Here is a 23,950-nt window from a genome sequence, read left to right as displayed (position 1 = left end):
AGCCCCGGCGGGCCGGTCAACGCGCCATGCGCGCCGGGGCCGCCGATTCCACCGGAAGCAGGTGCCCGCGCGCCTGTGGTGCGTACCTGGGTGCGAATGACACGCTGGGCATATGAACATCCCCTTCCTGGGCAACAGGCGCAAGAAGCACGGTGAAGCGCTCCTGGCCGCGGACCCCGAGGGGGTCGCCGAACTCCTCTCCGAATGCGAGCTGCTGCGTTCCCAGGCGGCCCGGGCGGGGATCCGGCTCGACGACACCGCCGCCTCGTTGGAGGCGCTCGACCAGATGGTGCCGCGCTGGCGCGACGACGAGGAGGCCCTTTCCTGGCTGGGCAACGACGCCGGGCTCTATCTCGGCACGGTCATCGTGCGCACCGTGTCCGGTGCCGTGTGGGACTTCTGGCCGGACGGGCAGCCCATCGTGCGGCTGCTGTCGGGCCGGGAGTTCGACGTCGTGACGGCCGGCCGCGAGTGGGCGGCGAACGGCGTGCCCGAACTGTCCCAGCTGTACGGCGAGGTGGCCGAGAACTGAACCACGGCGACGGCTCTGTATAAGGACGACATAAATACGGCTAATGCGCGGAAGGTGCGTGTCGTGTGCCGGGTCCCGGCCCGGCTGGATAGTTTGCGGCAACCACGAAACAGCTGAGAGTGAGTAGGGCTGCGGATGGCCGTCGATCCATTGATCGAGCTGCGACACGTCAACAAGTACTTCGGTGAGCTGCATGTCCTTCAGAACGTCGACCTCACCGTGGGCAGGGGGGAGGTGGTCGTGGTCATCGGCCCCTCGGGGTCGGGGAAGTCGACGCTGTGCAGGGCGATCAACCGGCTGGAGACCATCGAGTCCGGCGAGATCCTGCTCGACGGCAAGCCCCTGCCGGCGGAGGGCAAGGCGCTGGCGCGGCTGCGGGCCGATGTCGGCATGGTCTTCCAGTCGTTCAACCTGTTCGCGCACAAGACCGTGCTCGAGAACGTGACCCTGGGCCAGGTCAAGGTCCGCAAGGCCGACAGGAAGAAGGCCGAGGACAGGGCCCGTGCCCTTCTCGACCGGGTCGGCGTGGCCGACCAGGCCGACAAGTACCCCGCGCAGCTCTCCGGCGGCCAGCAGCAGCGCGTGGCCATCGCCCGCGCGCTCGCCATGGAACCCAAGGTGATGCTCTTCGACGAGCCGACCTCCGCCCTCGACCCGGAGATGATCAACGAGGTCCTGGAGGTCATGAGGCAACTCGCCCGGGACGGCATGACCATGATCGTCGTCACCCATGAGATGGGCTTCGCACGATCGGCTGCAAATCGCGTGGTGTTCATGGCCGACGGCCGCATCGTCGAGGACCGCGTCCCCGACGATTTCTTCACCGACCCGCGCAGCGACCGGGCCAAGGACTTCCTGTCCAAGATTCTCAAGCACTGAGAGGGGCGACTACGATGGGTCGTTCATCCCGTCGGTCGTAGGGGGCAGCAGTCACAGAGCCATACCCGCCCGGCGACGGCCGGAGATCACTGCTCGCGCAGCGGGAGCGACACGCACGACGGGTCGTTCGCCGGTGAGGAGAAGGTCAGCCGCGCGCCGGACGGGTTGTGCTCGATGCGGAGCGGGTCGGCCGTGTCGGCCGCCTTCACTGCCGGCAACCCGTCGGCACGTCAGGTGGGAGTGACGATCGCGCCCTCCGGCAGCGGCGTCTGGGCCGCCCGGGTCACGTCCTCGACCTTCTCGACGACGTCGGGACCGTACGCCTGGGAGTTGATCACCTTCAGGAGCAGCACGAAGGAGTTCGAGCCGTGCTTGCGGGCCAGCCGCTCGTGGTTGCGGGCGAGGTAGCGGGTGGCGGCCTGGTTGGTGATCGCGCGCTGGCCGCAGAAGAGGAACACCGGCCGCCCGTCCCGCCGTCCGGGCACGGTGAGCCGGGCCAGCAGCACGTACTCGGTGATGCCCGGGTCCAGCCGGTAGCGCTCGCCGCCGATCTGGAACGCGCCCCGGTCCGGGCCGGGTTCGGGGTCGACGTTGACCCGCACCCCCGGCAGCATCGCCGACATGTGCGCCGTCATACGGCGGTTGGAGGCGGGGCCGCCGAGACAGAACTCGGTGCGCTCGCCGAACCCCTGCTGAGCCGTGTCCTGCGTGGCCACCTGGACGCCCGCGCCGCACTCCTTGATCAACGCGGCGAGCTCGAGGAGCGCGAACACGTCGAAGCGGTGCACCGCCGGTTCCGAGGACGCCGGATCGCGGTTGACGACGAGCAGCGACTCGGAGTTCTCCGGCAGCCCGAAGAACGCCTGCTTGCGCCGGAGTCTGCGGCGCCACAGGTAGTTGCGGGCCAGCCAGCCCAGCGCGGCGCTGATGCCCGCCGCGACGACACCCAGGACGATGTTGCGCACGTCGTCGTTCATGGGCGCGCATGGTAGCGGTCGGGCGTGTCCTCCACGTACCCGTGTTCGAGGTGTGGCAGTCGTATGACAGTGCCCGGAAGGTGCCTGTCGAGGCCCCCGGAATGTGGTTACGCTGCGCGGACGGTCCTGGACTGGAGGTATGGATGCGTCGCCCTGTCGCGCGGAAACTGTCGGTCCTGGCGGTCTCGGCCGCCGTGGTCACGGTGGGGGCGGCGGCGCCACCCGCCGCCCAGAGAACTGCCGTCGGGAAGGTCCCCGTCGCCGTCGGCTACGGCGGGGCCGTGGCCAGCGTCGACGCGGACGCCTCCGCCGCCGGCATCGAGGTGCTGAGGAAGGGCGGCAACGCCGTCGACGCGGCCGTCGCCACCGCCGCCGCCCTCGGCGTCACCGAGCCCTACTCCTCCGGCATCGGCGGAGGCGGCTACTTCGTCTACTACGACGCCAAGTCCCGTACGGTGCACACCATCGACGGCCGCGAGACCGCCCCGCTGACCGCCGACTCCGGACTCTTCCTGGAGAACGGCGCCCCGCTCGCCTTCGCGGACGCCGTCACCAGCGGTCTCGGCGTCGGCACCCCCGGGACCCCCGCCACCTGGTCGACCGCGCTGTCCAAGTGGGGCAGCAGGAAGCTCGGCACGGTCCTGAAGCCCGCCGAGCGCATCGCCCGCGACGGCTTCACCGTCGACGACACCTTCCGCTCCCAGACCGCGGCCAACGAGACCCGCTTCCGCTACTTCCCCGACACGGCGAAGCTGTTCCTGCCCGGCGGCCAACTGCCCGTCGTGGGCTCCACGTTCAAGAACGCCGACCTCGCGAAGACGTACGAGGAACTGGGCCGCAAGGGCGTCTCCGCGATCTACCAGGGCGACCTCGGCGAGGACATCGTCGACACGGTGAACAAGCCGCCGGTGGACCCGGCTTCGGGCTGGAAGGCCCGCCCCGGCAAGCTCTCGGCGGCCGATCTCGCCGCCTACCGCGCCAAGTCGCAGGCCCCCACGAGGACGACGTACCGCGGGCTCGGCGTCTACTCCATCGCGCCCTCCTCCTCCGGCGGCACGACGGTCGGTGAAGCCCTCAACATCCTGGAGAAGACGGACCTTTCGAAGGCGAGCGAGGTCCAGTACCTGCACCACTTCATCGAGGCGAGCCGGATCGCGTTCGCCGACCGCGGGCGCTGGGTGGGCGACCCCGCCTTCGAGGACGTACCGACGAAGGAACTGCTGTCGCAGAAGTACGCCGACTCGCGCGCCTGCCTGATCAAGGACGACGCCGTGCTCACCAGCCCGGTGGCGCCCGGTGACCCGCGTCACCCGGCGGCCTGCGCCACCGGCGGGACGGCGGCGCCCACGACCTACGAGGGCGAGAACACCACGCATCTCACCGTCGCCGACAAGTGGGGCGACGTCGTCTCCTACACGCTCACCATCGAGCAGACCGGCGGCAGCGGCATCACCGTCCCAGGCCGGGGCTTCCTCCTCAACAACGAGCTGACGGACTTCTCCTTCGCCCCCGCCAACCCGGCTGTGCACGACCCGAACCTGCCGGGTCCGGGCAAGCGGCCCCGCTCGTCCATCTCGCCGACCATCGTGCTCGACCGGCAGAACAAGCCCGTGGTGGCGCTGGGTTCGCCCGGTGGCGCGACCATCATCACCACGGTGCTGCAGACCCTCACCGAGTTCCTCGACCGGGGCCTGCCGCTCGTCGACGCGATCGCCGCACCGCGCGCCAGCCAGCGCAACGCGGCTCAGACGGAACTCGAACCCGGCCTCTACGACAGCGACTTGAGGGCGCAGTTGGAGAAGATCGGGCACTCCTTCAAGCTGAACGCCGAGATCGGCGCGGCAACCGGCGTGCAGCGGCTGCCCGGTGGGAAGTGGCTGGCCGCCGCCGAGACCGTCCGCAGGGGCGGGGGCTCGGCACAGGTGGTGTACCCCGCCTCATAGTTCGGCCGTGGGGACGGGCGGCCGTGTGCGGAAGGCGAGCCGCCCGTCCTCGACCTCCACCCGCACCCGGTCCCCGTCCTTCACCCGGCCGTCGAGCAGCAGCCGGGAGAGCTGGTTGTCGACCTCGCGCTGGATGGTGCGGCGCAGCGGGCGGGCGCCGTACTCCGGCTGGAAGCCGCGCTCGGCCAGCCAGTCGACGGCCTCGCCGGCGAACTCCACCGTGATGCCCTGCGCGTGCAGCAGCCGCCGGGTCCCCTCCAGCAACAGATCGGTGATCTGCCGTAGTTGACCGCCCGTGAGCTGCTGGAACACGACGATCTCGTCGATGCGGTTGAGGAACTCCGGCCGGAAGTGCTCCCGCAGCGGCCGCAGCACCTGCTCGCGCCGTGCCTCCTCGTCCGCCGCCGGGCCGCCCGGCCCGAAGCCGATGCCGCCGCCGCGCCGGGTGATCGCCTCCGAGCCCAGGTTGCTGGTCATCACGATCACCGTGTTGGTGAAGTCGACCGTGCGGCCCTGCGCGTCGGTGAGCCGGCCGTCGTCCAGCACCTGGAGCAGGATGTTGAAGACGTCCGGGTGCGCCTTCTCCACCTCGTCGAGCAGGAGGAGCGAGTACGGGTGGCGCCGGACGGTCTCCGTCAGCTGCCCCGCCTCCTCGTGGCCGACGTACCCGGGCGGGGCCCCCACCAGCCGGCTGACCGTGTGCCGCTCCTGGTACTCGCTCATGTCGAGCCTGACCATGCGCTCCTCGCTGCCGAACAGCGCCTCGGCGAGCGTGCGGGCCAGTTCCGTCTTGCCGACCCCGGTCGGGCCGAGGAAGAGGAAGGAGCCGATCGGCCGGTCCGGGCTCGCCAGTCCGGCGCGCGAGCGCAGCACCGCGTCCGCGACGACCCGTACGGCCTCCTCCTGGCCGACCACCCGCTCGTGCAGATGCTGCTCGAGGCCCAGGAGCCGTTCCTTCTCCTCCTGGGTGAGGCTCGCGACCGGGATGCCCGTCTGCCGGGACACCACCTCGGCGACGGCCTCCGCGGTGACCTCCAGGTCCAGGCCCTCGTCGACCGCCTCCTCGCCCGTCTCGTCCGCGATGCGCCCCCGCAACTCGACGATGCGGTCACGCAGCTGGGTGGCCTGCTCGTACTGCTCGTCGGCGACCGCCTGGTCCTTGTCCCGGATCAGCTGCTCGACCTCGCGCTCCATGGCCCGTACGTCCGTGCCCTTGGTCCGGGCCCCGAGCCGTACCCGGGCCCCCGCCTGGTCGATCAGATCGATCGCCTTGTCCGGCAGCCTGCGGTCGGTGAGATAGCGGTCGGACAGTTCCACGGCCGCGACGAGCGCCTCGTCGGTGTAGCGGACCTGATGGTGGGCCTCGTAGCGGTCGCGCAGCCCGCGCAGGATCTCGATGGCGTCGGGGGCGGACGGCTCGGGCACCAGGATCGGCTGGAAGCGGCGGGCGAGGGCCGCGTCCTTCTCGATGCGCCGGTACTCCTCCAGCGTCGTCGCCCCGACGATGTGCAGTTCGCCGCGCGCCAGGGCGGGCTTGAGGATGTTGCCCGCGTCCATCGAGCCGCCCTCACCGCCGCCGCCCGCGCCGACCACCGTGTGCAGTTCGTCGATGAAGACGATCAACTGGTCGGAGTGGGCGCCGATCTCGCTCACGATGGTGTTGAGCCGCTCCTCGAAGTCCCCCCGGTAGCGGGTGCCCGCGACAACGGCGGGCAGGTCCAGGGCGACCACCCGGCGGCCGTCGAGCACGTCCGGCACATCACCGTCCGTGATGCGCTGCGCCAGCCCCTCCACGATCGCGGTCTTGCCGACACCCGCGTCACCGATCAGCACCGGGTTGTTCTTGCCGCGCCGGGAGAGCACCTCGATGGTCTGCTCGATCTCGTCTTCCCGCCCGATCACCGGGTCGATACGGCCCTGGCGGGCGAGGTCGGTGAGGTCGCGGCCGTACTTGTCCAGGGTGGGCGTGCCGGTGGGCCGCTGCCGCTCCGGGCGGGCCCGGTCGGTCTCCGGTGCCTCGGGCGGCAGGCCGGCCGGCGCGAACCGGGCCGCGTTGAGGATGTGCCCGGCCGCGGAGTCCGGGTTCGACGCGAGGGCGCTGAGCACGTGCTCCGGGCCGATGTGGCCCGCGCCCCGGGACCTCGCCAGCTCGTGGGCGTCGAGCAGGGCACGCTTGGCGGCCGGGGTGAGGGACAGCGAGGTCGGCGGGGGCGTTTCGCCGGGCGGGTGCTGGACCGGGCCCGAGCGGCTGTCGATCGCCGTCGCGAGGGAGTCGGGGTCCGCGCCGGCCCGGCTGAGCAGAGTACGGGTCGGCTCGGCGGAGAGGGCCGCGCGCAGCAGGTGCTCGGTGTCGAGGTCCCTGCTGCCGTGCTCGGCGGCGTACTGCGCGGCGCCCCGCACCAGATCCCTGGCGGGCCGGCTGAGGAGCTGGCCGATGTTGATCTGGCGGGGGCCTGGGCGGGGCCCGCCGAAGAAGCGGGCCAGGAATTCACCGAAGGGGTCGCCGTAGCCCTCCGGGCTGTAGCCGCTGGTCATGGCGTTCCGATCGATCGACGTGCGTCGGGCGGTGTCGACGGGTGCCCTGTCCGTGCCGGGTTACACCACGATGGCACGTTCGTCGGGGGGCGGCATGTCCTGGTGGCTCGAGGTGCCTTCCTACCGTTCGGTCAGGATGCGAGGCCCGTCCTCCGTGATCGCCACGGTGTGTTCCGTGTGCGCCGCCCTCGAACCGTCGTTCGTTTTCAGGGTCCAGCCGTCCGGAGCCACGTGGTAGTCGTCCCTGCCGCTCGCGATCAGCATCGGTTCGATCGCTATGACCATGCCGGGGCGCAGGCGGAGGCCCCGGCCGGGGCGGCCCTCGTTGGGGATCGGGGGGTCCTCGTGCATACGGCGGCCGATGCCGTGGCCGCCGTAGTCCTCCATGATGCCGTAGCCCGCCGTACGGCACACGGTGCCGATCGCGTGGGCGATGTCGCCGACGCGGTTCTCGGGGACCGCCGCCGCGATGCCGGCCGCCAGGGCGCGCTCCGCCGTCTCGACCAGGCGGACGTCCGCCGGGCGTGCCCGGCCGACCGTGAAGCTGATCGCCGAGTCGCCGGCCCAGCCGCCGAGCTGTGCGCCGCAGTCGATCGAGACCAGGTCGCCGTCGCGGAGGCGGTACCGGGTGGGGATGCCGTGCACGATCGCGTCGTTCACGGAGGCGCAGATCACCGCCGGGAACGGGGTGGGCGCGAAGTGCGGACGGTAGCCGAGGAAGGGTGAGCTCGCGCCCGCCGCGCGCAGCACGTCGTGCGCCACCTCGTCCAGCTCCAGCAGGGAGACGCCCACGCCGGCGGCCTCGCGCACGGCCGTCAGGGCCCGCGCGACGACCTGGCCCGCCTCGTACATCGCGTCGATCGACGCATCCGTCTTCAGTTCCATCATGCCAATTACTATACCGGTATTAGAATGACGGCATGGTGCGCAATCCGTTGACCCCAGAAGAGCGCGAACGAGGCGAGCGGTTCGGTCGGCTGCTGCGCGAGGCCCGTGGCGGGCGGAGCATGACCGAGGTCGCGGCGAGCGCGGGCATCTCCGCCGAGACCCTCCGCAAGATCGAGACCGGACGGGCCCCGACCCCGGCGTTCTTCACCGTCGCCGCCCTCGCCGGGGTGCTCGGGCTGTCCATGGACGAACTGGCGGGGAGGTGCGCGCCGGTCGGGGTGTGAACCGCGCGGTGGTCCGCGGACGCTTTTTGGTCAAGATCGAGCAAGGTGTCGGCCGCGTCCGCTTTGAAAACTTGCCGTAGCCCGGCCGTAACACGGAGGGTGTTTTCTACGGACCGAGGTGTTCCTGTCGGGCGGGAGTCGAGCGATGGCTTTGGATCAACTCCCGGGCAGGGTACGGGAGTTCGCGAGCTACCTGAACGCACTGCTGACGCGCCTCGACCAGGGCGCCGGATGGTGCGCGGTGTTCTGGCAGCGCGATCCCGACGGTATGCAGGCCTGCCTTGACGGGCGTGAGGTTCCGCCCTGGGACGTGGTGGAGGCGCTGCTCCACGACCTCGCCGTCGAGTACGGCGCCCCTGCGGCCGTCCGGGAGGCGGACCGCGTACGACCCCTGCACTCCGCCGCGCTCGCCGCGTACGACGACCGCCCCGGCGGCCGGGAAGCCCTCGGCGACCGTCTCGACGTCATGCTCCGCGAACAGCGCTACGCCGCCGAACGGCAGGCCGACCTCGGCCGCCGGCTCGCCGGCGCGACCACCCAGGAGGACGCCGACGCCCTCCGTCTCGACCTCGCCTGGGCCCACGACGACCATGAACGCGCCGTCGCCCGATGCGCCGAACTCCGCTACCGGATGACCGAGCTGGATCGCCGGACGGGGGAAGGGCACCGTACCGCGGTGCCCTTCCCGGCCGAACGGGAGGCGCCTGCCGCCGCCCCCGCACCCGGCGGTGGGGCCGCCTCCGGACCCACCCTCGCCGCCCGGACCGCCCCCGCGGAGCCCGGCCTCCGGGCCCCGGCACACGACACCGAGCCCCCCGCCGACACCGCCGCCGGCGACCCGCCCGGCGCCGGGGAACCCGACCCCGCCACCCCTTCGCCCGCCGAGGACGCCTCCGCCCCCCTCCCCAAGCAGCGCAAGCGGCGTCGCGGCAGCGCGCGGTTCGCCGGTGCCGCCGAGGAGGAGGCCGTCGTCGTCGTACCGCCCGGCGGTGACCCGGTCCTGCCCGACACGGCCCCCGCGAGCCGGCGTGCCCTCCGGGGCGCCCGGTTCGCCGGGGCGGCCGAGAAGGCGGAGCGGCGGCCCGCACCGCAGCGCGAGGCGCTGGACGCCGAGGCACGGCGGGAGACCGTGCACGTGGTGGAGCGGCTGGTGGCGCTGCGCTCGGAGGGCCGCAGCGGCGAGGCACACGCCCTCCTCGTCGAGCTGGCGTACTGGCCCGCCGCCCGCATCCCGCTGCTCGCCGCGGAACTGCAGCGCGCCGGGCTCGGCGCGGACTGGACCACCCTGCTCTGGGAGGCCGCCTCGCTGCCCGCCGACCGGCTGGTGGCCGCGGCGGACGCCCTGGTCGCGGTGGGGCGCGCCCCGGACGGCGAGCAGATCCTCCGGCAGGGCGTCGCCCGGCCCGCCGAGGAGATCGGGCAGGCCGTCCTGGGGCTGGCGGGCGAGGGCCGCCGCCGCGAGGCCCGCGCCCTGCTCGACGCCTACGTCCGCGTCCGTACCCCCGAGGAGGCGGCCCGCAGCGCCGCGCCCGGCCCGGGGACCCTCGTCCCGATGCTGGTGGAGGCGGCCCGGGGAGTGTCCGAGCAGCGCCACTGGGACCTGGTCCACGCCCTGCGGGTGGCGGGCTTCAGCGCCTGACCCGCCCCGGCCGGGTACGCCGTACGCCCGCGACTCACCCACGGGAGTGTGAAACGCGATCGACTCGGCGGGTTAACGACGATGGTCTTGGCAAGCCCCTCCCGGAGGCTTACGTTCGTCCCTCTACGACCTTCGTCTACGGGCGTAGAGGCTCTGACGTCCCGTCGAAGGAGCAGCTCATGACCGACGTCGTACGTGCCGCACTGGTCCAGGCCACCTGGACCGGCGATACCGACTCCATGGTGGCGAAACACGAGGAGCACGCGCGCGAGGCGGCCCGGCGGGGCGCGAAGGTGATCGGGTTCCAGGAGGTCTTCAACGCCCCCTACTTCTGCCAGGTGCAGGAGCCCGAGCACTACCGCTGGGCCGAGCCGGTCCCGGACGGGCCCACCGTGCGTCGTATGCAGGAGCTCGCCCGCGAGACGGGCATGGTGATCGTCGTCCCGGTCTTCGAGGTCGAGCAGAGCGGCTTCTACTACAACACGGCCGCCGTGATCGACGCCGACGGCTCCTATCTCGGCAAGTACCGCAAGCACCACATCCCGCAGGTCAAGGGCTTCTGGGAGAAGTACTACTTCCGGCCGGGGAACGCGGGCTGGCCGGTCTTCGACACGGCCGTCGGGAAGATCGGCGTCTACATCTGCTACGACCGCCACTTCCCCGAGGGCTGGCGGCAGCTCGGCATCAACGGCGCCCAGCTCGTCTACAACCCGTCCGCCACCCACCGCGGGCTGTCCTCCCACCTCTGGCGGCTCGAACAGCCCGCCGCGGCCGTCGCCAACGAGTACTTCGTCGCCGCGATCAACCGTGTGGGAGTCGAGGAGTACGGGGACAACGACTTCTACGGGACGTCGTACTTCGTCGACCCGCGAGGGCAGTTCGTGGGCGAGGTCGCGAGCGACAGGAGCGAGGAACTCGTCGTCCGCGACCTGGACTTCGACCTGATCGAAGAGGTGCGGCAGCAGTGGGCCTTCTACCGCGACCGCCGCCCCGACGCCTACGAAGGGCTGGTGCAGCCGTGAGCGACCTGTACGCGCGTCACCGCAATGTCATGCCGGACTGGCTGGCGCTCTACTACGAGGACCCGCTGGAGATCACCCACGGGGAGGGCCGGCACGTCTGGAGCGCCGACGGCACCAGGTACCTCGACTTCTTCGGCGGCATCCTGACCACGATGACCGCGCACGCCCTGCCCGAGGTGACCAAGGCGGTCAGCGAGCAGGCCGGACGGATCATCCACTCCTCGACGCTGTACCTCAACCGGCCGATGGTCGAACTCGCCGAGCGGATCGCCCAGCTCAGCGGCGTCCCGGACGCCCGCGTCTTCTTCACCACCTCCGGCACCGAGGCCAACGACACCGCCCTGCTGCTCGCCACGACGTACCGGCGCAGCAACACGATCCTCGCGATGCGCAACAGCTACCACGGCCGCTCCTTCAGCGCGGTCGGCATCACCGGCAACCGCGGCTGGTCCCCGACCTCGCTGTCCCCGCTGCAGACGCTGTACGTGCACGGCGGGGTGCGCGGACGGGGTCCGTTCGCCCACCTGAGCGACGACGAGTTCATCGCCGCCTGCGTCGACGACCTCAAGGATCTCCTCGGCCACACCCGCCCGCCCGCCGCCCTCATCGCCGAGCCCGTCCAGGGCGTCGGCGGCTTCACCTCGCCCCCGGACGGCCTGTACGCGGCCTTCCGCGAGGTGCTGCACGAGCGGGGGATCCTGTGGATCGCCGACGAGGTGCAGACCGGCTGGGGCCGCACCGGCGACCACTTCTGGGGCTGGCAGGCGCACGGACGGAGCGGGCCGCCGGACATCGTGACCTTCGCCAAGGGCATCGGCAACGGCACGTCCATCGGCGGGGTGATCGCCCGCGCCGAGATCATGAACTGCCTGGACGCCAACAGCATCTCCACCTTCGGCGGCACCCAGATCACCATGGCGGCCGGCCTCGCCAATCTCGCCCACCTCCTCGACCACGACCTCCAGGGCAACGCCCGGCGGGTCGGCGGCATGCTCATCGAGCGGCTGCGGTCGGCCGCCGCCCAGGACCCGGGCGTGCGGGAGGTCCGCGGGCGCGGGCTGATGATCGGCGTCGAGCTGACCGTTCCCGGCACCGACCGGGCCGACCCGGAGCGGGCGACCGCCGTGCTGGAGGCGGCCCGCGCGGGCGGACTGCTGATCGGCAAGGGCGGCGGACACGACACCAGCGCCCTGCGCATCGCCCCGCCGCTGTCCCTGACCGTCACGGAGGCCGAGGAGGGCGCCGCGATCCTCGAAAGCGCGCTGAGGAGCACGCGGTAGCACCAGCCCGAGCAAGGGAACGACGCCATGACCACCACCCCGGAGACCTGGGGGCCCGTCGAGCCTCTGGAACCCGCGCTGTCGGTCCGTCAGGTCCTCGCCCTGGAACGGGTGCTGGCCGGGGAACCCGAGGTGGTGGCCGGCGCGGCCCAGCTCGACCGGCCGGTGCGCTGGGTGCACGTCGCCGAGGCCGCCGACGTCGGGGTGATGCTCAGCGGCGGCGAGATGGTCCTCACCACCGGGGTGCTGCTCGCCGGCGACGAGAACGCGCAGGCCGAGTACATCCGCTCCCTGTACCGGGCGGAGGCCGCCGCCGTGGTCCTCGGCCTCGGGCGCGCCTTCCCGACCGCGCCGGACGCGATGCGGCGCGCGGCCGAGCGGTGCGGGCTGCCGATGGTCGTGCTGCACCGGCCGTTCCCCTTCGCCGAGCTGACCGAGGAGGTCCAGTCCCGGCTGGTGCGGCGGAAGTTCGCCGCGGTCAGCCTCTCCGAGGCCGTACGCACCGCCCTCACCGGGCTGATCACCGCCGGCGCGCCGCTGCAGCGGCTGCTCGACGAGATCGCCCACCACACCGGCTGTCCCGTCGTCGTCACCAACCTCGCCCACCGGGTGCTGGCCACGGCGGGGGAGCGGCCGGCGGTCGACGACGTGCTGCGGGACTGGGAGCGCATCGCCCGGCAGGCCGGCGGCAGCGAGGGCGACGGCTGGATCCGCGCCGAGCTGGGCGGGCGCGGCGAACGGTGGGGGCAGATCATGCTCTGCGGCTACCGCGGCGACACCGCGGGCGGGCGGCTGCTGGCCGACCGGGCCGCCGAGGCCCTCGTCCTGCACCGCATGCTCGGCGGCACCTCCGCGCACACCTGGGAGGAGCAGTCCGCGCAGAGCCTGCTGACGGACCTGGTCTCCGGCGTCGTACCGGCCAGACAGCTGCTGCCGCGGGCCCGGGCGGCCGGGCTGCCGGTCAACCGGCGCACCTTCGTGCCGCTCGTCGTACGGGACGGCGATCCCGCCCAACTGGACCGGATGCTGCGGCTGTTGGGGCTGCCGGGGCTGGTGGCGGAACTCGCCGACGGGGCCACCGCCGTGCTGCTGAGCCTCGCCCGCGACCAGGACGCCGAGGCGCTCGCCGCGCACTTCGCGGCCCGGCTGCGCACCGAGTCGGGGGAGGCCCACACCGTCGTCGCGTCGGCCGACCCCCGCACCGTGTGGGACGACGTCCCCGCCGGGCTGCGCGAGGCCCAGCACGTCGCCGACGCCGTCGCCGACTCCTCCGCCGTCCTCGACCTGCCAGCCGTCGTCCGGCTGCGGGACGTCCATCTGCGGGGTCTGATCAGGCTCCTGCGCGACGACCCGCACGTGCAGTCCTTCGCCGAACGGGAGCTGGACGGGCTGCTGTGCGGCGCGGCGGGCGACGATCTGCTCGCCGTCCTGCGCACCTACCTCGCCACCGGCCGCAACAAGTCGCGCACCGCGCAGCTCCACCACGTCTCGCGGCCCGCGCTGTATCGCCGGCTGGAGGTGATACAGGCCCGGCTGCGCGTGGACCTGGACGACTTCGAACAGGCCGCGTCGGTGCACATCGCCCTGCTCGCGCACGACGCGCAACAGGCCTGAAACACGTGACGACCAGGGAAAACGGCGGTGAAACATGAGCCCGAGCAGACGTGACACGGTGGCACGCCGGGCTCCCGCAGACGTGACACGGTGCAACTCAAATGGGTCTTCGGGCCTTCCTAAGCTCCTGGAGCGGGCGTCGGAAGTGCCGTCTGCCCCGCGACCCGGGCGGACGACGCCGCTTCCGACGCCCGCTCCAGCACACCGAGCGACCGGAGGTCCCGATGAGCAGAGTGATCCGTGCCGCCGTCTTCCAGACGGCCTGGACCGGCGACAAGGAATCGATGATCCAGGTGCACGAGCAGGCGGTCCGCGACGCGGCCGCGCAGGGTGCTCAGGTGCTGTGTTTCCAGGAGCTCTTCTACGGACCGTACTTCTGCCAGGTCCAGGACCCGCAATTCTACGAGTACGCCGAGCAGATCCCCGACGGTCCGATCGTGCAGCGTTTCCAGGCGCTCGCCCGCGAGCACGGCATCGTCCTCGTCCTGCCGATGTACGAGGAGGAGCAGCCCGGCGTCCTCTACAACACGGCCGCCGTGATCGACGCCGACGGCTCCTACCTCGGCAAGTACCGCAAGCACCACATTCCGCAGGTCAAGGGCTTCTGGGAGAAGTTCTACTTCCGGCCGGGCAACGTCGGCTGGCCGGTCTTCGACACGGCCGTCGGGAAGATCGGCGTCTACATCTGCTACGACCGTCACTTCCCGGAGGGCTGGCGGGCGCTGGGGCTGGAGGGCGCCGAGATCGTCTTCAACCCGTCGGCGACCTCGCGCGGCCTGTCCGCCTACCTGTGGCAGCTGGAGCAGCCGGCGGCGGCCGTCGCCAACGAGTACTTCATCGGCGCGATCAACCGGGTCGGCACCGAGGAACTCGGCGACAACGACTTCTACGGCACCTCCTACTTCGTGGACCCCGAGGCCCAGTTCGTCGGCGAGGTGGCCAGCGACAAGGAGAGCGAACTCGTCGTCCGCGACCTGGACCTGGCCAAGCTGCGCGAAGTCCGCGACCGTTGGCAGTTCTACCGCGACCGCCGCCCGGAGGCGTACGGCCCGCTGACCGCCCCGTAGGCCAGCCCCGACGTCCGCCGGTCCGGCGCACGGGGGGCCGGACCGGCGGGACCGAACGACCCGCACCACACCAGTGTCGACCACGGTAGGAGAGGGAGCATGAGCAGCCGTACCGTCATCCGGGGCGGTCTCGTCATCACCGCGTCCGACGAGATCCACGCCGACGTCCTGATCGAGGACGGCCGTGTCGCCGCCCTCGCCGCCACAGGCACCGCCGCCGCCGAGGCCTGGACGGCCGAGAGGGTCATCGACGCCACCGGGAAGTACGTGATCCCGGGCGGCGTCGACGCCCACACCCACATGGAGCTGCCGTTCGGCGGCACCTTCGCCTCCGACACCTTCGAGACCGGCACCCGGGCCGCGGCCTGGGGCGGTACGACGACGATCGTCGACTTCGCGGTGCAGAGCGTCGGCCACAGCCTGCGCGAGGGGCTGGACGCCTGGCACGCCAAGGCCGAGGGCAACTGCGCGGTCGACTACGGCTTCCACATGATCGTCTCCGATGTGAACGAGGAGACGCTCAAGGAGATGGACCACCTCGTCGAGGAAGGCGTCACCTCCTTCAAGCAGTTCATGGCCTACCCGGGCGTCTTCTACAGCGACGACGGCCAGATCCTGCGCGCCATGCAGCGCTCAGCCGACAACGGCGGCCTGATCATGATGCACGCGGAGAACGGCATCGCCATCGACGTGCTGGTGGAACAGGCGCTGGCCCGCGGGGAGACCGACCCGCGCTACCACGGCGAGGTCCGCAAGGCGCTGCTGGAGGCCGAGGCCACCCACCGTGCCATCAAGCTCGCCCAGGTCGCGGGCGCACCCCTGTACGTCGTGCACGTCTCGGCGATGGAGGCGGTCGCCGAGCTGGCCAGGGCGCGGGACGAGGGGCTCCCCGTCTTCGGCGAGACCTGTCCGCAGTACCTGTTCCTGTCGACCGACAACCTCGCCGAACCCGACTTCGAGGGCTCGAAGTACGTGTGCAGCACGCCCCTTCGGCCCAAGGAGCACCAGGCCAAGCTGTGGCAGGGGCTGCGCACCAACGACCTCCAGGTGGTCTCCACCGACCACTGCCCCTTCTGCTTCGTGGGCCAGAAGGAACTGGGGCGAGGGGACTTCTCGAAGATCCCCAACGGCCTTCCCGGCGTGGAGAACCGCATGGACCTGCTCCACCAGGCCGTCGTCGACGGGCACATCAGCCGCCGCCGCTGGATCGAGATCGCCTGCGCCACCCCCGCCCGGATGTTCGGCATGTACCCGAAGAAGGGCACCATCGCGCCGGGCGCCGACGCCGACATCGTCATCTACGACCCGCACACCGAGCAGACCGTCTCCGCCGAGACGCACCACATGAACGTCGACTACTCGGCGTACGAGGGCAAGCGCCTCACCGGCCGCGTCGAGACGGTCCTCTCGCGGGGCGAACCCGTCATCACCGAGCGGGAGTACACCGGACGCGCGGGTCACGGCGTCTACACCCCGCGCTCCACCTGTCAGTACCTCAACTAGGAAGGGCGCACATGGACTTCGGACTCGTCCTGCAGACCGACCCGCCGGCCTCGAAGGTCGTCGAGCTGATGAAGCGCGCGGAGGACAACGGCTTCACCCACGGGTGGACCTTCGACTCCGCCGTGCTCTGGCAGGAACCGTTCGTGATCTACAGTCAGATCCTGTCCCGCACCAGCAGGTTGATCGTGGGTCCGATGGTGACCAACCCCGGCACCCGCACCTGGGAGGTCACCGCCTCCACCTTCGCGACCCTCAACGACATGTTCGGCAACCGCACGGTGTGCGGTATCGGCCGCGGCGACTCCGCGATGCGCGTCGCGGGCCGTGCCCCCAACACCCTCGCCCGGATCAGTGAGGCCATGAAGGTCATCCGGGCCCTCGGCTCGGGCCGGGAGGCCGACCTCGGGGGGACGGTCATCCGGTTCCCCTGGATCAAGGAGGAGGCCGAACTCCCCGTCTGGATGGCCGCGTACGGCCCCAAGGCGCTGAAGATGACCGGCGAGGAGGCCGACGGCTTCATCCTCCAGCTGTCCGACCTGTACCTCACCGAGTACATGGTGAAGGCGGTCAAGGACGCGGCGGTCGGCGCGGGCCGCGACCCGTCCGAGGTGAAGATCTGCGTGGCCGCCCCTGCCTACGTCACCGACGACGACTCGCCCGAGGCCCTCTCCCACGCCCGGGACCAGTGCCGGTGGTTCGGCGGGATGGTCGGCAACCACGTGGCCGACCTGGTGTCGAAGTACGGCGAGCACTCCTCCCAGGTCCCCGAGGAACTCACCGACTACATCAAGGCCCGCCAGGGGTACGACTACTCGCACCACGGTCGCAGCGACAACCCCGACACCGAGTTCGTGCCCGACGAGATCGTCGACCGGTTCTGCGTCATCGGACCGGTCGAGAAGCACATCGAGAAGCTGAACGCCCTGCGCGCGCTGGGCGTCGACCAGTTCGCCGTCTACGACATGCACGACGCGCAGGAGAAGGTCATCGACGTGTACGGCACGACGGTGATCCCCGCCGTCAACGGCTGACCCGTCCCCACGGATCGACTCCCCATCCCCCCACTCCAGTTCTCCCCTCCCCTCCTGGGGAGGGGGCCGGAGACCCCCGCACGGCCTTTCCGGATCCGCCCCTCGTTTGATTGGCCTGCCCATGACCGACACCGCTCCCACGGCCATACCCATGGCCGACCAAGTCACCCGTACCGACGGACGCGTGGAGCTCGCCCCGGGTTCCCCGCCGCCCAGCGGTCCCTACGCCAACGAGGACCTGCTCCCGGTTCCCGTCGAGAAGCGCACCTGGACGACGTACAACTTCTCGGCGCTGTGGGTCGGCATGGCCCACAACACGGCGTCGTGGACGCTGGCCTCCGGGCTGATCGCCGTCGGCATGGACTGGAAACAGGCGGTGCTCACCATCGCCCTGGCCAACGTGATCGTGCTGGTGCCGATGCTGCTCACCGGGCACGCGGGACCCAAGTACGGCATCCCCTTCCCGGTCTTCGCCCGCGCCTCCTTCGGTGTCCGCGGCGCGAACCTGCCCGCCGTCGTACGGGCGTTGGTGGCCTGCGGCTGGTTCGGCATCCAGACCTGGATCGGCGGCGAGGCGATCTACTTCCTCGCCGGGAAGCTGATCGGAGGCGGCTGGAGCGACGCCGGGAAGATCGGCGGCTACGCCTGGACCATGTGGCTGTCGTTCGCGATCTTCTGGGTGATCCAGGTGGCGATCATCTACCGGGGCATGGAGACGATCCGCCGCTTCGAGAACTGGGCGGCGCCCTTCGTCCTCGTCGGCGCGGTCGTGATGCTGATCTGGATGAGCAACAAGGCCGGCGGCTTCGGCCCGCTGCTCGACCAGCCCTCCAAGCTCGGCTGGGGCGGCGACTTCTGGAAGCTGTTCTGGCCCTCCCTGATGGGCATGATCGGCTTCTGGTCCACGCTGTCCCTGAACATCCCGGACTTCACCCGCTACGGGAAGTCGCAGAAGGCGCAGACCTGGGGACAGGCCCTCGGCCTGCCCACCACCATGACGCTGTTCGCGCTGCTGTCCGTGCTGGTCACCTCCGGCTCGCAGGCCGTGTACGGCGAGACGATCTGGGACCCGGTACAGCTCGCCGCGAAGACCGACAACGTCTTCGGCCTGCTGTTCGCGCTGGTGACCGTGCTGGTGGCGACCCTGTCCGTGAACATCGCGGCCAACCTGGTCTCGCCGGCCTTCGACTTCTCCAACATCGCACCGCGGAAGATCAGTTTCCGCGCCGGCGCCCTCGTCACCTGTGTGCTCGGTGTGGTGATCATGCCGTGGAAGCTGTACTCCGACCCGCAGGGCTACATCTTCACCTGGCTCGGTCTGGTCGGCGGTCTGCTCGGCACGGTCGCCGGCATCCTCATCGCCGACTACTGGATCCTGCGCCGCGGCAAGCTGGCCCTCACCGACCTGTACCGCACCGGCGGCCGCTACTGGTACGAGAGCGGCTGGAACTGGCGGGCCGTGGTGGCGTTCGTGGCCGGCGGGGTGCTCGCCGTCGGCGGCGCGAGCTTCAAGCCGCTGCTCGACGGGCGGCCGATCCCGGCGCTGGAGCCGCTGGCCGACTACGGATGGGCCGTCGGCCTCGGCACCTCGACCGTCGTCTACCTGGCCCTGATGCTGCTGCGCGGACGCCAGGAGGAAGCCGAGGAGGGAGTGGAGGTCCGCACGGCCTGACGCGGCACGACGGAAGAACGGCCGGAGGAGTCCCCAGCCCCTCCGGCCGTTCCCGTGCGCGTGCCGTGCTCAGCCGGCCGTCTTCTGCAGCGCGGCCACCGCTTCCTTCGCCGCCTTGATCGCACCCGTGTTGATCACGTCCGTGCTGGGCGCCTTCTTCGACTCGAAGTCGCTGCCGTTGTAGGTGATGACCACGAGCGCGTTGGAGACCCGGGCGATGACGGTGCCCTCGCGGGTCTGCTGCTTGTCCTCCGTCGTCAGGTTCACCAGGGAGTAGCCCTCGTCGCCGAGCCCGGGGACGGCACCGCCCCCGCTCTTCTCCTTCAGGCGGTCCTTGTACGTCGAGGTCGCCTCCGCGTCCGACTCGGTGATCTCGAAGGAGATGTCGAGCCAGCGGTAGTCGTACCCCTTGAGCGCGTTCCAGGAGCAGGTGCGGCGCAGCTTGGTGTCCGTGGAGGGGATCTCCTTGCCGGCCGTCTTCGCGCCCGGCACCAGCGAGGTGACCGTCTTCGTGGTCACACTCGTGCAGGGCGCCGGCGCGGCGGAGTACGTCCTGGTCACCGCCGCGGCGGACGGACCGGACGTCGACGCGGTCCCGGACTGGGTCGTCTGGTTTTCCTTGGCCGCGGTGTCCTTGGCGTCGTCGGCCGGAGAGGACGACATGGCCCAGCCGGCACAGGCCAGCACGACCACCGGGGTCAGGCGCGCGGTGAGGGCGAGCGGCAGTGGGAGAGAGCGCATGCGCACTTTCGTGGGGGACGGTGCGGACGGAGTCCGCAGTGCGGACAAGGACGCCAGTGTCACACGACTCCCTGTGAGGTGGAAGCGGAAACTCACAGCGTGCACGGGTGGTGACCAAGGGGCACACCCCTTCTGACGTATCGTCGGATTTATCGAGTGTACGGTGAGAAAAAGTGAGAAAAGGTATATCGCCGCATGAGTGAATCCGCCGTCCCCGAGGCCCGCGCCGCCACTCTGCTGGGCCGCCCCGGACTGTGGCTGGTGCCCACGGTCCTGACGGGACTGCTCGCCCTGCTGCTGTCCCTCCTCTACATGGGCGGCATCGTCAACCCCGGCCGCGACCTGCACCACCTGCCCATCGCGCTTGTCGACGGCGACACCGGCGAACCGCCCGCAGGGCAGCGGCAGAACGCCGGCGCGCAGGCCGCCGCCGCGATCGCCGCCGACACCGCGGACGGACAGGCCCGCTGGCGCACCCTCACCCGCGCAGAGGCCCAGGACCAGCTGGACGCCGGCAAGGTGTACGGCGCGCTCGTCATCCCGGCCGACTTCACCGACTCCCTCACCGCGCTCACCACGGCCGACGCCACGAAACGGCCGACGATCACCACCCTCACCAACCCCGGCAAAGGCAGCCTCGGCTCCTCCCTGGCGAGCCGGATCACCACCGCGGCGGCCCGTCAGGTCTCCCTGGACGTCGGCAGACAGCTCACCGCGGCCACCGCCTCCTCCGCCTCCGTGGACGCCACGACCAGGCTGCTGCTCGCCGACCCGGTCGAGGTCGTCACCCAGGTCGGCCACCCCATCGGCGCCAACAGCGGCCTCGGCCTCACCGCCTTCTACTACACGCTGCTGCTCGTCCTGGCCGGCTTCATGGGCGGCAACGTCATCAGCAACGGCGTCGACACCGCCCTCGGCTACGCCGACAACGAGATCGGCCCCTGGCACACCCGCCGCCCCACCGTCCCGATCGACCGCACCCAGACCCTGTTGCTGAAGATGGCCATGACCGCGGGCATCACGCTGCTCAGCGCCTCCCTGGTGATGGCCGCCTGCGTCGCCGTGCTCGGCATGGACGCCACCCACCTGCCGCTGCTGTGGGTCTACTCCTACTGCGCGGCCCTCGCCGTGGGCCTGGGCGTGCAGGCCATCAACGCCGCCTTCGGCGGGATCGGCCAACTGGTCTCCATGTTCGTCTTCATCGTCCTCGGACTGCCGTCCTCCGGCGCCACCGTCCCGCTCCAGGCCGTCCCCGGCTTCTACCGGTTCCTGTCCCACTTCGAGCCCATGCGCCAGCTCGGCGACGGGGTCCGCGCGATCCTCTACTTCGACGCGCGCGGCGACGCCGGCCTCACCCGCTCCTGGATCATGATCGCCGTCGGTACGGTCCTCGCCCTGCTCTTCGGCTTCGCGATGACGGCGTACTACGACCGCAAGGGCCACAAACGCCTCACACCGCAACCGGCCTGAGGCACGCCCCGGCTGGATAGCCTGCTGGCCGGCAGGCTCGACCGGACCGATCAGTCGGCGTACGCGACCAGCGAGGTGAGAGATGAGCTTCACCACCCGGCCCACCCTCCAGGGCACCTTCGGCATGGTGTCGTCCACACACTGGCTGGCCTCCCAGTCGGCGATGGCCGTACTGGAGGACGGCGGCAACGCCTACGACGCGGCCGTCGCCGGAGCCTTCGTGCTGCACGTCGTCGAACCCCATCTCAACGGGCCCGCCGGCGAGGTTCCGGTCCTGCTCGCCCCGGCCGGCGGCGAGGTACGGGTGCTGTGCGGACAGGGCGTGGCGCCGGCGGGCGCGACCGTCGCCCACTACCGGGCGCTCGGCCTGGACCTCGTGCCGGGCACGGGACCGCTGGCCGCCGCCGTGCCCGGCGCCTTCGACGCCTGGATGCTCCTGCTGCGCGACCACGGCACCAAGGACCTCGACGACGTCCTGAAGTACGCCGTCGGGTACGCCGAGCACGGCCACGCGCCCGTGGAGAACGTCGGCGCGACCGTGGAGACCGTACGGGAGCTGTTCGAGACGGAGTGGACCTCGTCGGCCGAGGTCTACCTCGCGGGCGGCCGGGCACCGCGCCCCGGTGCGCTCCTGCGCAATCCCGCCCTTGCCGCCACCTGGAAGCGGCTGCTCGCCGAGACCGCCGGGGTGGGCGGCCGCGAGGCGCGGATCGAGGCCGCGCGCGAGGTGTGGCGGTCCGGATTCATCGCCGAGGCGCTGCTGCGGCAGTCCGCCCGGCCCACCCTGGACAGCAGCGGCGCCCGCCACACCGGCACGCTCACGGCCGCCGACCTCGCCGGCTGGTCCGCGACGTACGAGACGCCGGCGACGTACGACTGGAACGGCTGGACCGTCTGCAAGGCCGGCCCCTGGAGCCAGGGCCCGGCCTTCCTCCAGCAGCTCGCGCTGCTCCCGCCCGAACTGCCCGCGTACGGCTCCGCGGAGTACGTGCATCTGCTGGTCGAGGGCTGCAAGCTCGCCATGGCCGACCGGGAGGCCTGGTACGGCGACGCGGCCGAGGTCCCGCTGGCCGACCTGCTGTCGGCCCCCTACAACGCCGGACGCCGGTCGCTGGTCGGCGACAAGGCGTCGTACGAACTGCGGCCCGGCAGCCCCGGCGGCCGGACCCCACGGCTGAGCACGCGCGCGTACGACATCGCCGCCGACGAGCCCGGGTTCAGTCCCCTGGGCGTGGGCGAGCCGACGGTCGCCGGGGCGGAGGTCGGCGCGGACGGGCTCACCCGGGGCGACACCTGCCACCTCGACGTCGTCGACCGGTGGGGCAACATGGTCGCGGCCACGCCCAGCGGCGGCTGGCTGCAGTCCAACCCGGTCGTGCCCGAGCTGGGCTTCCCGCTCGGCACCCGGCTGCAGATGACCTGGCTCGACGAGGGCCTGCCGAACGCGCTCACCCCCGGCCGCCGCCCCCGCACCACCCTCACCCCCTCGATCGCCCTGCGCGACGGGGTGCCGGTGCTGGCCTTCGGCACACCCGGCGGCGACCAGCAGGACCAGTGGCAACTGCACTTCTTCCTCGCCGTGGCCCTCCACGCGCGGGTGCGCGGCGGCCTCGACCTGCAGGGCGCGATCGACGCCCCGAACTGGCACAACGACTCCTTCCCCGGTTCCTTCTACCCGCGCGGCATGCGGCCGGGCAGCGTCACCGTCGAGTCCCGGATGCCGACGGAGGTGGTGGAGGGGCTGCGGCGGCGCGGCCACGACGTCACCGTCGGCGGCCCCTGGTCGGAGGGGCGGCTGTGCGCGGTCGCGCGTGACCCCGGGACCGGAATCCTGTCGGCCGCCGCGAACCCGCGGGGGATGCAGGGGTACGCCGTGGGCCGCTGACCGGGGGGAGCGCCCCGCGCGCACCGGTTCTTCATCCCGATTCCGCCTGGTGTGCACCGGCGGGGTGGGGATTGTCAGTGGGACGTGCTCTCATGGACGCATGATCGAGGACAGGGAACCCATCGACGGCATTGACGAGTTTCTCGCCCGCCGCTCGGCCGACGTGGAGGAGGCGGTCCGCAAGGCCGCCGCGGCCGAGATCATGCCCCGCTTCCGGCGGCTCGCCGCGCACGAGGTCGACCAGAAGGCCGGACCCCACGACCTGGTGACCGACGCCGACCGCGGCGCCGAGCGGTTCCTCACCGAGGCCCTCGGAGCCCTGCTGCCCGGTTCGGTCGTCGTCGGCGAGGAAGCGGTCCACGCCGACCCGGCGACGTACGGGGCGATCCAGGGCGACGCGCCGGTGTGGATCGTCGACCCCGTCGACGGCACCCGCCAGTTCGTGCGCGGCGAGGACGGCTTCTGCACCCTGGTCGCCCTGGCCCACCACGGCGTGCTGCTCGCCTCCTGGACGTACGCAGCGGCCCGCGACCAGTTGGCCACGGCCGTGCGGGGCGGCGGCGCCTTCCTCGACGGCGAGCGGCTGTTCGCCGGCCCGCCCGCCCCCGGCCGCGACCTCGAGGTGGCCACCTCCCACCCCGACTACACCACCGACGAGCAGAAGCGCGCCCTGCTGGCTCTGTGGACGGGCGGCGTCGCGCCGCGCGCGTGCGGATCGGCGGGCCTGGAGTATCTCGCCATAGCCCGGGGCGAGTCGGACGCCACGGCCTTCTCCTGGGAGGCGGCCTGGGACCACGCGGCCGGGCTGCTGCTGGTCGAGGAGGCGGGCGGCGCCCATCTCACCCTCACCGGCGAGCCGTTCCGCATCACCGGCGGCAACTCCCTGCCGTTCACGGCGGCTCGCGACGCGGCGACGGCCCGCCGGGTGGCGGACCTGCTGGCGGGAAGCGGCCCTTCGGCGGGCTGACGCGGGTGCCCCACCGGCCCG

General features: G+C 71.6%; 20 protein-coding genes. 15 read left to right on the top strand and 5 right to left on the bottom strand.

Going from position 1 to position 23,950, the window contains the following annotated elements:
- Positions 1-112 precede the first annotated feature (112 nt).
- Positions 113-532, top strand: coding sequence for a DUF6278 family protein (locus ABT057_RS09870; RefSeq protein WP_352341966.1), 420 nt, complete (start codon positions 113-115; stop codon positions 530-532).
- A gap of 135 nt (positions 533-667) precedes the next feature.
- Positions 668-1,411, top strand: coding sequence for an amino acid ABC transporter ATP-binding protein (locus tag ABT057_RS09865; RefSeq protein ID WP_352341965.1), 744 nt, complete (start codon positions 668-670; stop codon positions 1,409-1,411).
- A gap of 86 nt (positions 1,412-1,497) precedes the next feature.
- Here ABT057_RS09865 and ABT057_RS09860 read toward each other — a convergent pair whose 3' ends face one another.
- Complete coding sequence (locus ABT057_RS09860; RefSeq protein ID WP_352342171.1) at positions 1,498-1,620, bottom strand: hypothetical protein; 123 nt, start codon at positions 1,618-1,620, stop codon at positions 1,498-1,500.
- 21 nt (positions 1,621-1,641) lie between these two features.
- Positions 1,642-2,388, bottom strand: a complete 747-nt coding sequence (locus ABT057_RS09855) for a hypothetical protein (RefSeq protein WP_352341964.1) — start codon at positions 2,386-2,388, stop codon at positions 1,642-1,644.
- 143 nt (positions 2,389-2,531) lie between these two features.
- Here ABT057_RS09855 and ggt point away from each other — a divergent pair, with 143 nt between their 5' ends.
- Positions 2,532-4,331, top strand: coding sequence for a gamma-glutamyltransferase (gene ggt, locus ABT057_RS09850; protein WP_352341963.1), 1,800 nt, complete (start codon positions 2,532-2,534; stop codon positions 4,329-4,331).
- Here the strand turns inward: ggt and ABT057_RS09845 are convergent.
- Positions 4,326-6,866, bottom strand: coding sequence for an ATP-dependent Clp protease ATP-binding subunit (locus ABT057_RS09845; RefSeq protein WP_352341962.1), 2,541 nt, complete (start codon positions 6,864-6,866; stop codon positions 4,326-4,328). The genes ggt and ABT057_RS09845 overlap by 6 nt on opposite strands.
- A gap of 120 nt (positions 6,867-6,986) precedes the next feature.
- A complete protein-coding gene (gene map / locus ABT057_RS09840) occupies positions 6,987-7,754 on the bottom strand; it encodes a type I methionyl aminopeptidase (RefSeq protein WP_352341961.1) in 768 nt (255 codons plus the stop codon).
- 32 nt (positions 7,755-7,786) lie between these two features.
- Here map and ABT057_RS09835 point away from each other — a divergent pair, with 32 nt between their 5' ends.
- The 9 genes from ABT057_RS09835 to ABT057_RS09795 all read left to right on the top strand — a co-directional run bounded on the left by ABT057_RS09835 (position 7,787) and on the right by ABT057_RS09795 (position 18,866).
- Positions 7,787-8,038, top strand: a complete 252-nt coding sequence (locus tag ABT057_RS09835; RefSeq protein WP_352341960.1) for a helix-turn-helix domain-containing protein — start codon at positions 7,787-7,789, stop codon at positions 8,036-8,038.
- Between the two features lie 145 nt (positions 8,039-8,183).
- On the top strand, positions 8,184-9,677 hold the full coding sequence (locus tag ABT057_RS09830; protein ID WP_352341959.1) for a hypothetical protein: 1,494 nt from the start codon (positions 8,184-8,186) through the stop codon (positions 9,675-9,677).
- Positions 9,678-9,856: 179 nt separating this feature from the next.
- Positions 9,857-10,699 (top strand): nitrilase-related carbon-nitrogen hydrolase, encoded by an 843-nt coding sequence (locus ABT057_RS09825; protein ID WP_352341958.1) that lies wholly within the window; start codon positions 9,857-9,859, stop codon positions 10,697-10,699.
- 29 nt (positions 10,700-10,728) lie between these two features.
- Positions 10,729-11,979 (top strand): aspartate aminotransferase family protein, encoded by a 1,251-nt coding sequence (locus tag ABT057_RS09820; protein WP_352342157.1) that lies wholly within the window; start codon positions 10,729-10,731, stop codon positions 11,977-11,979.
- A 27-nt stretch (positions 11,980-12,006) separates the two neighbouring features.
- Entirely contained in the window at positions 12,007-13,593 is a 1,587-nt protein-coding gene (locus ABT057_RS09815) for a PucR family transcriptional regulator (protein WP_352341957.1), read from the top strand.
- A gap of 224 nt (positions 13,594-13,817) precedes the next feature.
- Positions 13,818-14,660, top strand: coding sequence for a nitrilase-related carbon-nitrogen hydrolase (locus ABT057_RS09810; RefSeq protein WP_352341956.1), 843 nt, complete (start codon positions 13,818-13,820; stop codon positions 14,658-14,660).
- Positions 14,661-14,759: 99 nt separating this feature from the next.
- A complete protein-coding gene (hydA, locus tag ABT057_RS09805; RefSeq protein WP_352341955.1) occupies positions 14,760-16,163 on the top strand; it encodes a dihydropyrimidinase in 1,404 nt (467 codons plus the stop codon).
- Positions 16,164-16,174: 11 nt separating this feature from the next.
- A complete protein-coding gene (locus ABT057_RS09800; protein ID WP_352341954.1) occupies positions 16,175-17,194 on the top strand; it encodes a TIGR03842 family LLM class F420-dependent oxidoreductase in 1,020 nt (339 codons plus the stop codon).
- Positions 17,195-17,315: 121 nt separating this feature from the next.
- Positions 17,316-18,866: an NCS1 family nucleobase:cation symporter-1 gene (locus tag ABT057_RS09795; RefSeq protein ID WP_352341953.1), complete on the top strand. Its 1,551-nt coding sequence runs from the start codon at positions 17,316-17,318 to the stop codon at positions 18,864-18,866.
- Between the two features lie 69 nt (positions 18,867-18,935).
- On the opposite strand, the gene ABT057_RS09790 is transcribed toward ABT057_RS09795, so the two are convergent.
- Positions 18,936-19,607, bottom strand: a complete 672-nt coding sequence (locus ABT057_RS09790) for a hypothetical protein (protein WP_352341952.1) — start codon at positions 19,605-19,607, stop codon at positions 18,936-18,938.
- 195 nt (positions 19,608-19,802) lie between these two features.
- Here ABT057_RS09790 and ABT057_RS09785 point away from each other — a divergent pair, with 195 nt between their 5' ends.
- The 3 genes from ABT057_RS09785 (at position 19,803) to ABT057_RS09775 (ending at position 23,929) form a co-directional block, all read left to right on the top strand.
- Positions 19,803-21,077 carry a YhgE/Pip domain-containing protein gene (locus ABT057_RS09785; protein ID WP_352341951.1) on the top strand — a complete coding sequence of 425 codons (1,275 nt, stop codon included), beginning with the start codon at positions 19,803-19,805 and terminating at the stop codon, positions 21,075-21,077.
- A gap of 82 nt (positions 21,078-21,159) precedes the next feature.
- Positions 21,160-22,962 (top strand): gamma-glutamyltransferase family protein, encoded by a 1,803-nt coding sequence (locus ABT057_RS09780; protein ID WP_352341950.1) that lies wholly within the window; start codon positions 21,160-21,162, stop codon positions 22,960-22,962.
- Between the two features lie 100 nt (positions 22,963-23,062).
- The gene (locus ABT057_RS09775) at positions 23,063-23,929 is read left to right on the top strand and encodes an inositol monophosphatase family protein (RefSeq protein WP_352341949.1); all 867 of its coding nucleotides are present in this window, start codon (positions 23,063-23,065) and stop codon (positions 23,927-23,929) included.
- Positions 23,930-23,950 lie beyond the last annotated feature (21 nt).

Source organism: Streptomyces sp. NPDC002588 (assembly GCF_040295925.1).
Lineage (GTDB): Bacteria > Actinomycetota > Actinomycetes > Streptomycetales > Streptomycetaceae > Streptomyces.
The sequence above is the reverse complement of the archived record's forward strand: the minus strand, read 5'-3'. Positions and strand labels throughout refer to the sequence as shown.

Bases quoted from the DNA above. Each gene is read 5' to 3' on its own strand.
- ABT057_RS09835 (WP_352341960.1), top strand. From the start codon at position 7,787: ATGGTGCGCAATCCGTTGACCCCAGAAGAGCGCGAACGAGGCGAGCGG.
- hydA (WP_352341955.1), top strand. From the start codon at position 14,760: ATGAGCAGCCGTACCGTCATCCGGGGCGGTCTCGTCATCACCGCGTCC.
- ABT057_RS09780 (WP_352341950.1), top strand. From the start codon at position 21,160: ATGAGCTTCACCACCCGGCCCACCCTCCAGGGCACCTTCGGCATGGTG.
- ABT057_RS09785 (WP_352341951.1), top strand. From the start codon at position 19,803: ATGAGTGAATCCGCCGTCCCCGAGGCCCGCGCCGCCACTCTGCTGGGC.
- ABT057_RS09810 (WP_352341956.1), top strand. From the start codon at position 13,818: ATGAGCAGAGTGATCCGTGCCGCCGTCTTCCAGACGGCCTGGACCGGC.
- ABT057_RS09815 (WP_352341957.1), top strand. From the start codon at position 12,007: ATGACCACCACCCCGGAGACCTGGGGGCCCGTCGAGCCTCTGGAACCC.
- ggt (WP_352341963.1), top strand. From the start codon at position 2,532: ATGCGTCGCCCTGTCGCGCGGAAACTGTCGGTCCTGGCGGTCTCGGCC.
- ABT057_RS09865 (WP_352341965.1), top strand. From the start codon at position 668: ATGGCCGTCGATCCATTGATCGAGCTGCGACACGTCAACAAGTACTTC.
- ABT057_RS09800 (WP_352341954.1), top strand. From the start codon at position 16,175: ATGGACTTCGGACTCGTCCTGCAGACCGACCCGCCGGCCTCGAAGGTC.
- ABT057_RS09795 (WP_352341953.1), top strand. From the start codon at position 17,316: ATGACCGACACCGCTCCCACGGCCATACCCATGGCCGACCAAGTCACC.
- ABT057_RS09775 (WP_352341949.1), top strand. From the start codon at position 23,063: ATGATCGAGGACAGGGAACCCATCGACGGCATTGACGAGTTTCTCGCC.
- map (WP_352341961.1), bottom strand. From the start codon at position 7,754: ATGATGGAACTGAAGACGGATGCGTCGATCGACGCGATGTACGAGGCG.
- ABT057_RS09825 (WP_352341958.1), top strand. From the start codon at position 9,857: ATGACCGACGTCGTACGTGCCGCACTGGTCCAGGCCACCTGGACCGGC.
- ABT057_RS09855 (WP_352341964.1), bottom strand. From the start codon at position 2,388: ATGAACGACGACGTGCGCAACATCGTCCTGGGTGTCGTCGCGGCGGGC.
- ABT057_RS09870 (WP_352341966.1), top strand. From the start codon at position 113: ATGAACATCCCCTTCCTGGGCAACAGGCGCAAGAAGCACGGTGAAGCG.
- ABT057_RS09790 (WP_352341952.1), bottom strand. From the start codon at position 19,607: ATGCGCTCTCTCCCACTGCCGCTCGCCCTCACCGCGCGCCTGACCCCG.
- ABT057_RS09845 (WP_352341962.1), bottom strand. From the start codon at position 6,866: ATGACCAGCGGCTACAGCCCGGAGGGCTACGGCGACCCCTTCGGTGAA.
- ABT057_RS09820 (WP_352342157.1), top strand. From the start codon at position 10,729: ATGCCGGACTGGCTGGCGCTCTACTACGAGGACCCGCTGGAGATCACC.
- ABT057_RS09830 (WP_352341959.1), top strand. From the start codon at position 8,184: ATGGCTTTGGATCAACTCCCGGGCAGGGTACGGGAGTTCGCGAGCTAC.